A 13,727-nucleotide genomic window follows, 5' to 3' on the forward strand; every position below is an offset into this window, starting at 1 on the left:
TTTGCCCGCGACCTTCGCCCTGGATATAACCCATAAACGACAATGCCCCTATCAACCGATAGAGGCATTGTCTTCAACTCACCCTCGGACTGCTAGGTTTTCACACAGTCTGCGAGGGCGCCGTTTTTTTTGGGGGGGGTTACAGCGCCAGGCGCATCGACAGATCCACCGCCTTGACGTCCTTGGTCAGGGTGCCGATGGAGATGTAATCCACCCCGGTTTCGGCGATGCCGCGCAGGGTGCTGTCGTTGATTCCGCCCGAGGCCTCCAGTTTGGCACGCCCAGCGGTAATGGCGACGGCTTGGCGCATGTCGTCCAGGGACAGCTCGTCGAGCATGACGATGTCGGCACCGGCCGCAAGGGCCTGCTGCAGTTCGTCCAGACTTTCCACTTCCACTTCGACCGGCTTGCCCGGCGCGATGGACCGCGCGCTGGTCACTGCTGCCGCGATGCCGCCGCAAGCCGCGATATGGTTTTCCTTGATCAGGAAGGCATCGAACAGCCCGATGCGGTGGTTGTGGCAGCCGCCCTGAGTCACCGCGTACTTCTGCGCCAGGCGCAGGCCGGGCAGGGTCTTGCGGGTGTCGAGCAGCTTCACGCCGGTGCCTTGTACCAGGTTGGCGTAATGCTGGCAGCGGGTGGCGACGGCCGACAGCGTCTGCAGGAAATTCAGCGCGGTGCGCTCACCACTGAGCAGCGCCCGGGCCGGCCCTTCGAGGTGGAACAGCGGCTGATTGGGTTCAGCCTGCTGGCCGTCCTGCACCTGCCAGTGCACGGCAACCCTCGCATCGAGCTGGCGAAATACCTCGTCGACCCAGGCTGTGCCGCAGATCACCGCGCGGTCGCGGGTGATCACGGTAGCATTGGCCAGGCGTGCTTCGGGAATCAATTGGGCGGTGATGTCCCCGCTGCCGATGTCTTCGCGCAGGCTGCGACGGACGTTGGCCTCGATTTCGGCGCGAAGCTCAGGGAGCAGTAAGTTCGGCATGGAGCCTCCGATTGGCTGAGGCGGCGATTATAAGGGCTGTGACCGCCACCGTACGTTCATCGGGTAAAAATGAACCCTGGCTATAGCGATTGGTCACATGCGCAGTTCGCCGGCGGCCCGGTCGGGCGGCCTGTGATGCATTTCATATCTGCAGGAAATTGCTTTGGTATCTCCAGCAGCAATCCGATATGTTTTAATACAGAAGTATTGACGTCATACCCTTGACGTTGAAGCGGTGCCCGCATTCCTGTTTCAGTTTGCTTCACCAGCGCTCTGCGCAGGAGATCTTGATGAAGAACGATGCCAACGTAGTGCATCTGAACAAGATGGTTCCTGAGACGGCCCAGCCCGCGGCTGCCCGGCTGCCTGCATCGCTCATTCAGGTTCGTGACCGCGCCGCCAACCAGCTCAAGCAGGCGCTGCAGGCATTGTTCGACAATGCCGACGACACCCTGTTCGACATGGCCGACCGTGCCACCAGCAATGCCGAGCAAAACGCCTTTTTTGAAGCCATGCGTGACCTGCGCCTCAAGCGCAAAGGGATCGAGCGTGGTTTCCTGCAGCGTGTATTCGAGTCGTTCGCCAGCCTCAACCAGTACGTGGTCGGCAAACCTGCGACTCTGGATGCGGTGTCCTTCGACAGCCTCTCGCTGGTGCAGAACGACGAGTTGGAAGAAACCGTCGCGCTGGATTCCATGATCGCCAAGGTGCTCAGCCGCGACCATGTCGCGCTCACCCACCTGACCACGCGCCTGAATGCCGTCGTCAGCAAGAAACTCGACGACAAGTCCAATCCCCTCGGCCCGGTATCGCTCAGCGAGCTGTTCCTTGAGTCGTGCAGCGGCCTGGGTGTGGAAATCAAGGTCAAGCTGATCATTCTCAAACTGTTCGAGAAATACGTGCTCAGCAGCCTCGAACAGCTGTATACCGACGCCAACGGTGTGCTGATCGAGGCTGGCGTGCTGCCAGAGCTGAAAACAGCGCCCGCCCGTCGCGCTTCCTCTCAAGGCCGCTCCGAGCGCAGTGATTCGGTCGATGGCTTCGAGCGCTCCGCCGGGTTTGGCGAGGACGAAGTGCGCGAGGTATTCGGCGCGCTGCAGGAGCTGCTGTCGCAAACCCGTGAGGGCATTGCGCCGCGGCGCCAGGCGCCCGCCAACGCGATGCCGATTTCCACCAACGACCTGATGCGCCTTCTGTCTCATCTGCAACAGCGTGCGCCGATCCAGGCGCCGTCGGATGTCGACCTGCGTGCCCAGCTCGAACACCTGCTGACCCGTGCCAGTGCCAAGAGTGGTCGCGTGCGGGTGGTTGGCGAGGTCGATGAAGACGTCATCAATCTGGTGTCGATGTTGTTCGAGTTCATTCTCGACGACCGCAGCCTGCCGGATTCGCTGAAGGCGCTGATCGCCCGTCTGCAGATTCCCATGCTCAAGGTTGCGGTGCTCGACAAGACGTTTTTCAGCCGCGGCAGCCATCCGGCACGCCGCCTGCTCAACGAAATCGCCACCGCCGCGCTCGGCTGGGGCGACCACGACAGCAATCAGCGCGACAGCCTCTATCAGAAGATCGAGCAGGTCGTGCAGCGTCTGCTCAACGATTTCACCGATGACCCGGCGATCTTCTCCGAACTGCTGGCCGACTTCCTGGCCTTCACCGGTGACGAACGCCGCCGCAGCGAGCTGCTCGAACAGCGCACCCGCGACGCCGAAGAGGGCAGCGCGCGTGCCGAGATGGCCCGCCGCGAGGTGGAGCAGGCGCTGAACGAGCGGCTGCTTGGCAGAACGCTGCCCGAGGTGGTCGTGCGTCTGCTGCGCGAGGCCTGGAGCAAGGTCATGATGCTGACCTGTCTCAAGCACGGCACCGATTCCGAGCAGTGGCAGAACAGCCTCGCTACCATGGACGAGCTGATCTGGAGCGTGGAGCCCCACGACAACCCGGAAGCACGTCTGCGCCTGCTGGAGTTGGTGCCCGGCCTGCTCAAGGCGCTGCGTGAAGGCATGGCCAGCGCGGCGTTCGACCCGTTCTCCACCAGTGAATTCTTCAGCCAGCTGGAAGCCTTGCACGTACAGGCCTTCCAGCGCTTCAAGCGGGCCATTCCCGATGTCGAGCGCCCGGCGCCGACCGAGTCCGATGAAGTGCAGCGCTCGGCGCTTTCCGCTGTTGGTATCGAGCTGCCATTGCTCGACCTGCAGCCGGAAGAGGAGAGCAGCATCTCGGCGATGGTCGAGATCGTCGAGGAGATCGTGCTCGAAGCACCAGGGCAACCGCGTAGCGAGCCGCAGGACGAACCGGTGCTGGCCGCCGACGATGCATCGTTGCTGCACGTCGATGCCCTGCGCGTCGGCAGCTGGGTCGAATTCCAGGAAGACGACGAGCACAAGCTGCGCTGCAAGCTGGCGGCGATCATCAAATCTACCGGCAAGTACATCTTCGTCAACCGGACCGGTATGAAAGTGCTCGAAAAGACCCGCATGGGTCTGGCCGTGGAATTCCGCCGCAATGCGGTGCGACTGCTCGACGATGCGCTGCTCTTCGACCGCGCCCTGGAATCGGTGATCGGCAACCTGCGCCGGCTCAAGGGCGCTTGAAAGCCGCTTCGCGCTGATCGTTCCTTTTCTCACGGCCCGTCAGGGCCGTGAGTCGTTCTGGCTGCTGCAAAAGGCCGCGCGCCGTGCCACGACTTGCGCTGAAACATCAACAAACCCTAGAGTGTCCGCTCTCTCGGGGAGCACCTATGCGCAAGCAACTCGAAGACGGCTGGTATCAGGGGATTCAGCACTGTCCTTCGCCCAACTTCAACGAGCGTCCGCAGGGCGAGATTTCCCTATTGGTCATTCACAACATCAGCCTGCCGCCGGGGCAATTCGGTACCGGTCAGGTGCAGGCGTTCTTCACCAACTGTCTGCAGGCCGACGCGCACCCGTACTTCGCGGGGATCGCCAGCATGACGGTTTCCGCGCACTTTCTGATCGAACGCGACGGCACCACCGTGCAGTTCGTGTCGTGCCTGGACCGGGCCTGGCACGCCGGCGTGTCCTGCTTCGAGGGGCGCGAGAACTGCAACGATTTCTCCCTGGGCATCGAGCTCGAGGGCACTGATCATCTACCGTTCACGGATGCGCAGTACGCTGCCCTGACGCAATTGGCGCGCGCGCTGCAGCAGGCCTATCCGGCCATTAGCGTTGCGCGTATCTGTGGGCACAGCGATATCGCGCCGGGCCGCAAGACCGACCCTGGGCCGGCATTCGACTGGGCGCGGCTGCGCTCGTCACTGATGACTGATAAGGAGGCATCATGAGTTTCCTGGTGTTGTTGCTGGTGCTGTGGGTGGAGAAGTTTTCCGCCTGGCGTCAGCGAATCCAGCACGATGAACCCTGGCTGCGCGCCCTGGCTCGGATGGAGCGCGGCGGTACCACCAGCGACTCGCCGTGGCTTGCCATCGCGCTGCTGGTCGGGGTGCCACTGCTGATTCTGGCCGCGGTGCTGAAATTGCTGGCGCCCCTGGCCTACGGTTGGCTGCTGTTACCGGTCCATCTTCTCGTGGTGATCTACAGCCTGGGTCGTGGCGATCTGCTCGCTGCGTTGGGCCCGTTTCGTGACAGTTGGCGGCGTGGTGACGGCGAGGCGGCATTCCTGGTCGCACAGCGTGATCTGGGCGTGCAGGCCGACGGCGAGGCGAAGCTGTTGCCGAACGTGCAGACCTACCTGGTCTGGCAGGCCTACCAGAGTTTCTTCGCGGTGATCTTCTGGTACGTGCTGCTGGGGCCGCTGGCCGCGCTGGCCTACCGCCTGCTGGCGCTGATCGTCGAGAACGGCCAGTCGGAGGCCCTGCGTGAGCGCGCCGGTCAGCTGCGGCATGCCTTCGACTGGTTGCCGGTACGGGTATTGGCGGCCAGCTTCGCGCTGGTCGGCAACTTCATCGCGGTCAGTCGCGCGCTGCTGCACGAAGTGCTGAGCTGGGATATCTCCGCTGCACAGCTGGCTGCCGGTGCGGCGCGGGCCGCCGCCGAAACCCCGGAGCCGGCACTGGGCGAGGCAGGGGTGACGACGCTCGACGGCCTCTGGCAGTTGCTGGTACGTACGGCCATCCTCTGGTACGCCGCCATCGCCCTATGGACGCTGTTCTTCTAGGAACCTGTTCATAATCGTCAAGCCCAGGCTCGGCGATTTCGCCGGCTAAATGGCGTGAGCGGACATCGGCGGGGTATTTGTGGGAACGGGCCATGCCCGCGAAAAATCACGGGCACGGCCCGTTCCCACAAGTGAAGCAACGATGTCTGCTTCTGCCTCGTAGTTGCCGCTTCATGCGCCTGCAAGATCAAGAACCTGCACACGAACTGCTGCGCGTCGGCGCTCCTGCGTTAGCGCAAGCTGGATCGCCAGCCCAGTCGGAAAACCGCCTGCAACTAACGCGCTTTAGCGCGGCGCGAAGGGCGAGCGACATTTACTACTTGTAAACTCGCCTGCGAGCCCAGTCCGCTTCCTCGCTCGTTTTTTGCGGGGGCGCCCGGCCCTTGGATCGCGCTAGCTCGCGAGATCGTGAAAAGATTCTAATGACGCCAGCCGAACAGCTCGGCCGCATTGCGGCTGCTGGCGGCGGCCAGCGCCTCGGGTTCGATCGCGAGTAGTGTGGCAAGCTCGCGGCAGATCGCCGGCAGGTGAATCGGGCTGTTGCGGACGTGCGGGTGCATGGCCGGCGCCATGTCCGGTGAATCGGTCTCCAGTACCACGGCGTCGAGTGGCAGGCGCGGGATGACCTGGCGCAGGCGCTTGGCCTGAGGCCAGGTGGCCGCGCCGCCCAAACCCAGTTTGAAGCCCAGCTTCAGGTACTCGCGGGCCTCCTCGTAGCTGCCAGCGAACGCGTGGATGATGCCGGCACGGCGCAGCTTGAACCGCTTCAGCGCGGCGATCACCTGGGCATGGGCGCGCCGGACATGCAGCAGCACCGGCAGTTCGAGGCGCTCGGCCAGTGCCAGTTGTGCTTCGAAGAGCATTTGCTGGCGCTCGCGGTCCAGTTCAGGCAAGTAGTAATCCAGGCCGAATTCGCCTATCGCGCAGAGCCTTTCGTGGCCTTGCCGCTCCAGCAGCCACTGCTCGAGTCGTTGCATGTCCTCTGGCCGGTGGCTGTCCAGATAGACCGGATGCAGGCCGAAGGCCGCATACAGTCCATCGTGCGCCAGCACCTGATCCCAAAGGCGCTGCCAGTTGTCATGCTCGACACCCAGAATCACCAGCTTCTCGACGCCCAGCGCGCGGGCCTCGGCGAGCACGCGAGGGCGATCTTCATCGAAGTCGGGAAAGTCCAAATGGGTGTGGGTGTCGATCAGTTGCATGGGCCCGCCAGGGGTCGAGGTTGTAAGGGCAGCAGGTTTGTAACCCTGCATGACAACATTCTGTGAGTCATTCTCGGCATTAGCCAGTCGAACCATCAGGGACGGTGATTGTGGGGATCGCCGATAAAAAAGGGGCCGCCGCATGATGCGTCTTCGCAAGATACTCGGCTGGTGCCTTGCCAGTCTCCTGCTACTGATCGCAGCCCTGATGCTTTTTCTGGTGCTGTTCGACTGGAACCTGCTCAAGCCCACCATCAATGCGCGGGTTTCCGAAGCCCTCAATCGCCCCTTCGCGATCGAGGGCGATCTGGCCGTCACCTGGCAGCGCGAGCCTGACGAGCCCGGCCTTCGTGCCTGGGTGCCCTGGCCTCACGTGTCCGCCGAACAGCTCAGCCTGGGCAACCCCGAGTGGGCCAAGGGTGAGCGCTTCGTCTATCTCGAGCGGGTCGAAGCCAGCCTGTCGCCCGTGCCGCTGCTGTGGAAAACCGTATCCATCCCGCGCATCCAATTGACCGGCGCCGATGCCGTGCTGGAGCGCTTGGCCGACGGGCGCGCCAATTGGACCTTCGATCTCGGTGAGCAGGAGCAGCCGGAAGAAGAAAGCGCTTCGCCCTGGGTGATGGATATCGGCACCATCGGCTTCGACAGGGCACGGGTCAGCGCCGACGATCAGGTTTCCCAGGCCAGCGTCAATCTGCAGGTCGAGCCGCTCGGCGAGCCCATCGCCTTTGCCGAGATCGTCGGCAAGGCGGCCAACCAGGCCGAGGAGGGCGCCGCGCAGCCTCAGGATTACGCGTTTGCCTGGCAGGCCAAGGGCCGTTACAAAGGTCAGGCTCTGAGCGGCAATGGCCGCATCGGTGGTTTGCTGGCATTGCAGGATGCCCGCTTGCCATTCCCGGTGCAGGCCGATGTGCGCGCCGGCACCACGCGGGTGCAGGTAGCCGGCACCCTGACCGACCCGAAGAAGCTGGGCGCCCTGGATCTGCGTCTGCGGCTGTCTGGCGCCAGCCTTGGTAACCTGCACCCGCTGACCGGCGTCACGCTGCCCGATACGCCGGCCTATTCCACCGACGGGCGACTGGTTGCTCAATTGCAGGACCCGGATGGCCCGCTGTTTCGCTACGAAAAATTCAATGGCCATATCGGCGAAAGCGACATCCACGGGGATCTCACCTTCGTGGCTCACAAGCCGCGACCGAAGCTCTCCGGAGCGCTGGTGTCCAACCAGCTACGCTTCGCCGATCTGGCGCCGCTGATCGGCGCCGATTCCAATGCCGAGAAGAAGGAGCGGGGCGCGGCCAGCGTTCAGCCCGGCAACAAGGTGCTGCCCGTGGAGGAATTTCGCACCGAGCGTTGGCGCGACATGGACGCCGACGTCAGCTTCACCGGCAAGCGTATCGTGCACAGCGAGCAACTGCCCTTTACCGACCTGTTCACCCATGTGGTGCTCGACAACGGCAACCTCAGCCTGGAGCCGTTACGCTTTGGCGTGGCGGGTGGTCGGCTGGAATCCACAGTGCGCCTGGACGGCAGCGCCACACCGCTTCGCGCTCGCGCCCAGCTGAGCGCGCGTAATTTCCGTCTGCGCCAGCTGTTCCCCAATGTCGAGGTCATGCAAAGCAGCCTTGGCGCCTTGAATGGCGATGCCGCCATCAGCGGCACCGGCAACTCGGTAGCGACGCTGCTGGGTAGCGCCGATGGGCACGTCAAACTGCTGATCAACGACGGTCGGGTCAGCCGTAACCTGATGGAGATCGCCGGCTTGAACGTCGGCAATTATCTGGTCGGGCGACTGTTTGGCGACAACGAGGTGGAGATCAACTGCGCGGCCGCCAACCTCGACATCAAGCAAGGCGTGATGCGCCCGCAACTGATGGTGATCGACACCGAGAACGCGCTGATCGGCGTGGACGGCACGGTGAATTTCGGCAGCGAGCAGCTCGACCTGACCATCACTCCCGAGTCCAAGGGTTTGCGGATCTTCTCGTTGCGTTCGCCGCTCTATGTGCGCGGCACTTTCAAGAACCCCAACCCTGGTGTGAAGGCTGGGCCGCTGGTGCTGCGTGGCGCCGGCATGCTGGCCCTGGGCGCGCTGGTCGCACCCGCCGCCGGCCTGGTGGCACTGGTCGCCCCCAGTGGCGATCAGCCCAATGAGTGCGAACCGCTGCTGCAGCAGATTCGCCAGGGGCGCTGAGATCGTTAAGCCCGGGTTCATCGATTTTGGTAGCCCAGTAGCGGGAGCGGACATGGAGCGCTGCTCTTTTGTGGGAGGGGCTCTAGCCGCGAGTTCTTTGTCTGCCCTGATAAAAAACTCGCGGCTAAAGCCGCTCCCACGAATTCGCTGGATGGCTTGTTCTGCCTTGTAGTTGCCGCTTCGTGCGCACACAAGATTTTGAACAGGCGCTGAGGGCTGCGCGTAAGGCCTCCGGCTGAAAGGCCTGCCTAGGGCTTGAAGCGAATTTTCAGACCCCGCTCGATGGCATCCAGGCCCGGGTGGTAGCTGCCGTCCAGGGCGTCCAGCAGACGGTCGAAGACCCGCTCGGCAATACGCTCGTGTTGCTGGGAAATGGCGTTCACGCGAATTGGCAGGAAGTCCAGCAGCTGCGCATCACCGAAGGTGCCAAGGCGCAAGGTGCGGGTATCCAGCTCCGGATGCTCGTGCAACGCATCGAGCACGCCCTCCAGTAGTACGTAAGCGGTGGTGACCAGCACGTCTGGCAGGCCATCGCTGGCCAGCAGTTGCTTCATTTGCCGGTAGCCCCACTGGCGGCTGAATTGCTCGGCGTGGCTGACGCTCACCAGCCCACCGACGCCGGCCAGCGCATCCCGAAAACCCTGTTCACGGGCTTGGCTGATCGGCAACTCCAATCGAGCGCCGATCAGGGCGGCATGGCGTTGGCCCTGTTGCACCAGGCTGCGGGTCAGCTGCTCGCCGGCCTGGCGGTCATCGCTGACCACCGAATACAGGTGCTCGGGGTCCAGGGCGCGGTCGACGGCGATCACTGGCGTGCCGGCAGCTACCAGCTGGCGGTAATCGGCGGCGTCCTGGGGCAGGCAACTGGCGACGATCAGCGCATCGCAGCGCCGCGAGCGAAACAGTTCCAGCAATTGCCGCTCGCTGTCTGGCTGGTCGTCGGAGCTGGCGATCAGCAACTGGTAACCGGCTGCCCGCGCGCGCTGTTCGAGCAGCTTGGCGAGCCGCGCGTAGCTGGGGTTTTCCAGGTCCGGGAGGATGAACCCCAGGCAGCGGCTTTCCCCCCGGCGCAGGCCGGCGGCCTGGGTGTTGGGGCGATAGTCGTGCGCTTCCACGACCTTGAGCACGCGCTGGATGGTGGCCGCGCTGATACGCCGCTTGGCGGCCTGGCCATTGATCACATAGCTGGCCGTGGTCAGTGAAACGCCGGCCAGGCGGGCAATATCGGTCAACTTCAAATGGCTGTCTCCTCTGCCAGGCCTTCAAGGATTACCCATAATCAGGTAACGTGCCAGTGCTAGATGAAACGATTCAGCAAACGAGTCGACTAAGCTAACAAGAATGTCCGCCAAGCCCGCCTGCAGCCGGTCTTGCTTGAGGAGAAGCGTCATGCTCGAACTACACCCTTCGCAAATCGAGATGGGCCGCCAGGCTGTCGACAAGCAGCAGGCGCTGGCCCTGCTTGCCGAGAATCTGCTGGCCGATGGCCTGGTAGCGGCCGGCTATCTGGATGGCATGCAGGCGCGTGAACGCCAGGGGTCGACCTACCTGGGGCAGGGCATCGCCATTCCCCACGGCACCCCGGAAACCCGCGACCAGGTGTTCGAGACCGGCATGCGGCTGATCCAGTTTCCCGAGGGTGTGGATTGGGGTGATGGCCAGCGGGTTTACCTGGCGATCGCCATCGCGGCGCGCTCCGACGAACACCTGCACCTGCTGCAACTGCTCACTCGCGCGCTGGGCGAGGGCGACCTGAGTCAGGCGCTGCGCGAGGCCCAGGATGCCGAGGCGATTCTCGGCCTGTTGCAGGGTGCGGCGCCGGAGCTGGCGCTGGATGCACAACTGGTCGGCCTGGGCGTCGAGGCCGAAGATCTCGATGAGTTGACCTGGCAGGGCGCACGCCTGCTGAAGAAGGCCGGTTGCGCGGGCGCCGGTTACGCGGCCAGCCTGGTGCAGGCTGAGCCGCTGCCGCTGGGCAATGGCTTGTGGTGGCTGAGCAGCGAGCGGGGCGTCGAGCGCCCGGGCCTGGCCTTCGTCACTCCCGCGCAGCCGCTGCAGCGTGGCGACCAGCCGGTAGCCGGTCTGTTCTGCCTGGCCTGTCTGGGTGAAGGCCATCGCCAGGTGCTCGAGCGACTCTGCGACCTGCTGATCGCCGGGCAGGGCGAGGTGCTCACCCAGGCCACCAGCAGCCGCGGTGTGCTCGAGGCGCTGGGCGCCGAGCTGCCGGCCGACTGGCCGAGCTTGCGCATTACCCTGGCCAACGCCCACGGTCTGCATGCCCGGCCGGCGAAAACGCTTAGCGAAATCGCCCAGGGTTTTGACGGTGAAGTTCGCGTACGTCTGGCCGATGGTTCAGCGGCCACGGTATCGGCCAAGAGCCTGAGCAAGTTGCTGGCCCTCGGCGCACGTCGTGGCCAGGTGCTGGAGTTCAGCGCCGACCCGGCCATCGCCGAGCAGGCACTGTCGGCCATCGAGGCGGCGGTCCGCGCTGGCCTGGGTGAAGACGTCGAGCCGCTGCCCGAGCAGGTCGAGAACGCTGCCGAGCCCGTCGTCGAATCGCGTACCAAGGAAACCGTCGTCGCACCGGTCGCCGGTTCGCGTGTGCATGCCGTGGCGGCCTCGCCGGGCATCGCCAATGGCCCGGCCTTCGTGCGGCGCATGCCGCGCCTCGAGTATCCCGAACGCGGCGCAGGCGTCGCGGCCGAGCGCCAGCGTCTGGATCAGGCGTTGCAACACATTGACGGCGAGATCCAGCGGCTGGTCGAGCGCAGCGACGAGGCCAGTATCAGGGACATCTTCGTGACCCATCAGGCGATGCTCCGCGACCCGGCGCTGCGCGAGGATGTCGACGCGCGCCTGGCCAGCGGTGCCAGCGCCCAGGCCGCCTGGATTGGTGAGATCGAAGCGGCCGCCGCGCAGCAGGAATCCCTGCACGACGCCCTGCTGGCCGAGCGGGCCGCCGATCTGCGTGACGTCGGTCGTCGGGTATTGGCCCACCTGTGCGGCGTCGAAGCGCCGCAAGAGCCTGTCGAACCCTACATTCTGGTGATGGGCGAAGTCGGCCCTTCGGGCGTCGCCAGCCTGGACCGCCAGCGCGTGGCCGGCATCGTTACCGCCCGCGGTGGGGCGACCGCCCACAGCGCGATCATCGCCCGTGCGCTGGGCATTCCCTGTGTGGTCGGCGCCGGTGAAAGCCTGCTGTTGCTGGAACAGAGTACGGCCTTGCTGCTCGACGGCGACCGCGGCCAGCTTTGGGTGCAGCCGGACGAGACGACCCAGGCCCAGGCCGAACGCGAGCGGCAGGCCAGCGAGCAGCGCCGCGAGCGCGCCCATGGCGAGCGTCTGCAACCGGCGCACACCCGCGACGGGCATGCCGTCGAGGTCGCCGTGAACATCGGTGCCAGTGGCGAGGCGGCCGGCGCGGTGGAACTGGGCGCCGAAGCGGTGGGGCTGCTGCGTACCGAGCTGGTGTTCATGAATCACGGCCAGGCGCCCGACGTCGCCGCCCAGGAAGCCGAGTACCGGCGCGTCTTCGACGCCCTGCAAGGCCGGCCGCTGGTGGTGCGCACCCTGGATGTCGGTGGTGACAAGCCGCTGCCGTACTGGCCAATGCCTGAAGAGGAAAACCCCTTTCTGGGGGTGCGCGGCATTCGCCTGACCCTGCAGCGCCCGGAGATCATGGAAACCCAGCTGCGCGCCCTGCTGCAGGCCGCTGAAGGTCGCCCTCTGCGCATCATGTTTCCGATGGTCGGGCAGGTCGAGGAGTGGCGTGCGGCGCGAGAAATGGTCGAAAAGCTGCGCAGCGAGATTCCGCTGAACGACCTGCAACTGGGCATCATGATCGAGGTGCCGTCCGCAGCGTTGCTGGCGCCCGTGCTGGCCCGCGAAGTGGACTTCTTCAGCATCGGCACCAACGACCTGACGCAGTACACGCTGGCCATCGACCGTGGCCATCCGACGCTCTCGGCCCAGGCCGACGGCGTGCACCCGTCGGTGCTGCGCCTGATCGGCATGACTGTCGAAGCCGCCCACGCCGAAGGCAAGTGGGTTGGCGTATGCGGTGAGCTGGCGGCCGACATGCTCGCGGTGCCGCTGCTGGTGGGCCTGGGCGTCGACGAGCTGAGCGTGGCTGCGCGTAGCATCCCGCTGGTCAAGGCGCGGGTACGTGAGCTGGATCTGCAGCATTGCCAGGCCCAGGCCCAACAGGCGCTGCTGCTGCCCAGTGCCGCGGCAGTCCGTGCGTTGGTCGAGGAGGCGCAGTGATGGCGCGGATTCTTACCCTGACCCTCAACCCGGCACTGGACCTGACCGTCAGCCTGGATACCCTGCAGACCGGCAACGTCAACCGTAGCCTGGGCATGACCAGCCATGCGGCAGGCAAGGGCCTCAATGTGGCGCAGGTGCTGGCCGATCTTGGCCACAAGGTCACGGTCAGTGGTTTTCTCGGCCAGGCCAATGCGGGGCCGTTCGAACACCTGATGCACCGCCGCGGCTTTATCGACGCCTTCGTGCGCGTACCGGGGGAAACCCGCAGCAATATCAAGCTCGCCGAGCGTGACGGGCGTATCACCGATCTCAACGGGCCCGGCCCCGAAGTGGATTCGGCACATCAGGCGCAGTTGCTCGCCCAACTGGACGACATTGCCGCTGGCCACGATGCGGTGGTTGTCGCTGGCAGCCTGCCGCGCGGGGTGACCACCGAATGGTTCGCCGCCTTGCTGCGTCGCCTGACGGCACTCGGCCTGCCGGTTGCGCTGGATACCAGCGGCGCGGCGCTGCGTGCCGGTCTGGCCACCAGTCCCTGGCTGATCAAGCCCAACGAGGAAGAACTGGCCGAGGCTTGCGAGCTGGAGCCGGCTTCGCCCGAACGGCTCGACGCCGCCATCGGCAAGCTGCGCGCCGCTGGGGTCGAGCACGTGCTGCTCTCGCGCGGCTCGCAAGGTGCCGACTGGTTCGGCCCCCACGGTGTGCTCAATGCCCAGCCGCCGCGTGTGGACGTAGCCAGCACGGTGGGCGCCGGTGATTCGCTGCTCGCCGCCACCCTGCACGGGTTGCTGAGCGGCTGGCCAGTCGAGCGCACCCTGCGTCTGGCAACGGCGGTCGCCGCCCAGGCGGTCACGCAAATCGGTTTCGGAATTCACGATCGGCAACAGCTCGCCCGCCTGGAGGCGGGCGTGACTGTCACGTCGAAACAATAATTAGAGGTCGCTGC

9 protein-coding genes are annotated in these 13,727 nt (G+C 64.9%); 6 read left to right on the top strand and 3 right to left on the bottom strand.

All coding sequences use genetic code 11. The annotated features are described in order from the left end of the window. Window positions 1–139 precede the first annotated feature (139 nt). Window positions 140–988: a carboxylating nicotinate-nucleotide diphosphorylase gene (gene nadC, locus BVH03_RS07760; RefSeq protein ID WP_075960631.1), complete on the bottom strand. Its 849-nt coding sequence runs from the start codon at window positions 986–988 to the stop codon at window positions 140–142. 290 nt (window positions 989–1,278) lie between these two features. Here nadC and BVH03_RS07765 point away from each other — a divergent pair, with 290 nt between their 5' ends. The 3 genes from BVH03_RS07765 to ampE all read left to right on the top strand — a co-directional run bounded on the left by BVH03_RS07765 (window position 1,279) and on the right by ampE (window position 5,119). Next, the gene (locus tag BVH03_RS07765) at window positions 1,279–3,576 is read left to right on the top strand and encodes a DUF1631 domain-containing protein (protein WP_075960632.1); all 2,298 of its coding nucleotides are present in this window, start codon (window positions 1,279–1,281) and stop codon (window positions 3,574–3,576) included. Between the two features lie 146 nt (window positions 3,577–3,722). Beyond that, complete coding sequence (gene ampD / locus BVH03_RS07770; RefSeq protein ID WP_075960633.1) at window positions 3,723–4,286, top strand: 1,6-anhydro-N-acetylmuramyl-L-alanine amidase AmpD; 564 nt, start codon at window positions 3,723–3,725, stop codon at window positions 4,284–4,286. Then, window positions 4,283–5,119 (top strand): regulatory signaling modulator protein AmpE, encoded by an 837-nt coding sequence (ampE, locus tag BVH03_RS07775; RefSeq protein ID WP_075960634.1) that lies wholly within the window; start codon window positions 4,283–4,285, stop codon window positions 5,117–5,119. Before ampD ends, ampE begins: the two co-directional genes overlap by 4 nt. Before the next feature lie 419 nt (window positions 5,120–5,538). On the opposite strand, the gene BVH03_RS07780 is transcribed toward ampE, so the two are convergent. Continuing rightward, entirely contained in the window at window positions 5,539–6,321 is a 783-nt protein-coding gene (locus tag BVH03_RS07780; RefSeq protein ID WP_075960635.1) for a TatD family hydrolase, read from the bottom strand. A gap of 142 nt (window positions 6,322–6,463) precedes the next feature. Between BVH03_RS07780 and BVH03_RS07785 the strand changes: the two genes are divergently transcribed. Next, complete coding sequence (locus BVH03_RS07785; protein ID WP_075960636.1) at window positions 6,464–8,515, top strand: AsmA family protein; 2,052 nt, start codon at window positions 6,464–6,466, stop codon at window positions 8,513–8,515. A gap of 248 nt (window positions 8,516–8,763) precedes the next feature. Here the strand turns inward: BVH03_RS07785 and cra are convergent, their stop codons facing one another. After that, on the bottom strand, window positions 8,764–9,753 hold the full coding sequence (cra, locus tag BVH03_RS07790) for a catabolite repressor/activator (RefSeq protein ID WP_075960637.1): 990 nt from the start codon (window positions 9,751–9,753) through the stop codon (window positions 8,764–8,766). A 151-nt stretch (window positions 9,754–9,904) separates the two neighbouring features. On the opposite strand from cra, the gene ptsP reads away from it, so the two are divergent. After that, complete coding sequence (ptsP, locus tag BVH03_RS07795; RefSeq protein ID WP_075960638.1) at window positions 9,905–12,778, top strand: phosphoenolpyruvate--protein phosphotransferase; 2,874 nt, start codon at window positions 9,905–9,907, stop codon at window positions 12,776–12,778. After that, window positions 12,778–13,713 carry a 1-phosphofructokinase gene (pfkB, locus tag BVH03_RS07800; RefSeq protein WP_075960639.1) on the top strand — a complete coding sequence of 312 codons (936 nt, stop codon included), beginning with the start codon at window positions 12,778–12,780 and terminating at the stop codon, window positions 13,711–13,713. The genes ptsP and pfkB overlap by 1 nt, the downstream gene beginning before the upstream one ends. Window positions 13,714–13,727: the final 14 nt, after the last annotated feature.

The sequence above is a fragment of the Pseudomonas sp. PA15(2017) genome (assembly GCF_001945395.1).
Lineage (GTDB): Bacteria > Pseudomonadota > Gammaproteobacteria > Pseudomonadales > Pseudomonadaceae > Aquipseudomonas.

Coding starts and splice junctions, on each gene's coding strand:
- nadC (WP_075960631.1), bottom strand. CDS start 988: ATGCCGAACTTACTGCTCCCTGAGCTTCGCGCCGAAATCGAGGCCAAC.
- BVH03_RS07765 (WP_075960632.1), top strand. CDS start 1,279: ATGAAGAACGATGCCAACGTAGTGCATCTGAACAAGATGGTTCCTGAG.
- ampD (WP_075960633.1), top strand. CDS start 3,723: ATGCGCAAGCAACTCGAAGACGGCTGGTATCAGGGGATTCAGCACTGT.
- ampE (WP_075960634.1), top strand. CDS start 4,283: ATGAGTTTCCTGGTGTTGTTGCTGGTGCTGTGGGTGGAGAAGTTTTCC.
- BVH03_RS07780 (WP_075960635.1), bottom strand. CDS start 6,321: ATGCAACTGATCGACACCCACACCCATTTGGACTTTCCCGACTTCGAT.
- BVH03_RS07785 (WP_075960636.1), top strand. CDS start 6,464: ATGATGCGTCTTCGCAAGATACTCGGCTGGTGCCTTGCCAGTCTCCTG.
- ptsP (WP_075960638.1), top strand. CDS start 9,905: ATGCTCGAACTACACCCTTCGCAAATCGAGATGGGCCGCCAGGCTGTC.
- pfkB (WP_075960639.1), top strand. CDS start 12,778: ATGGCGCGGATTCTTACCCTGACCCTCAACCCGGCACTGGACCTGACC.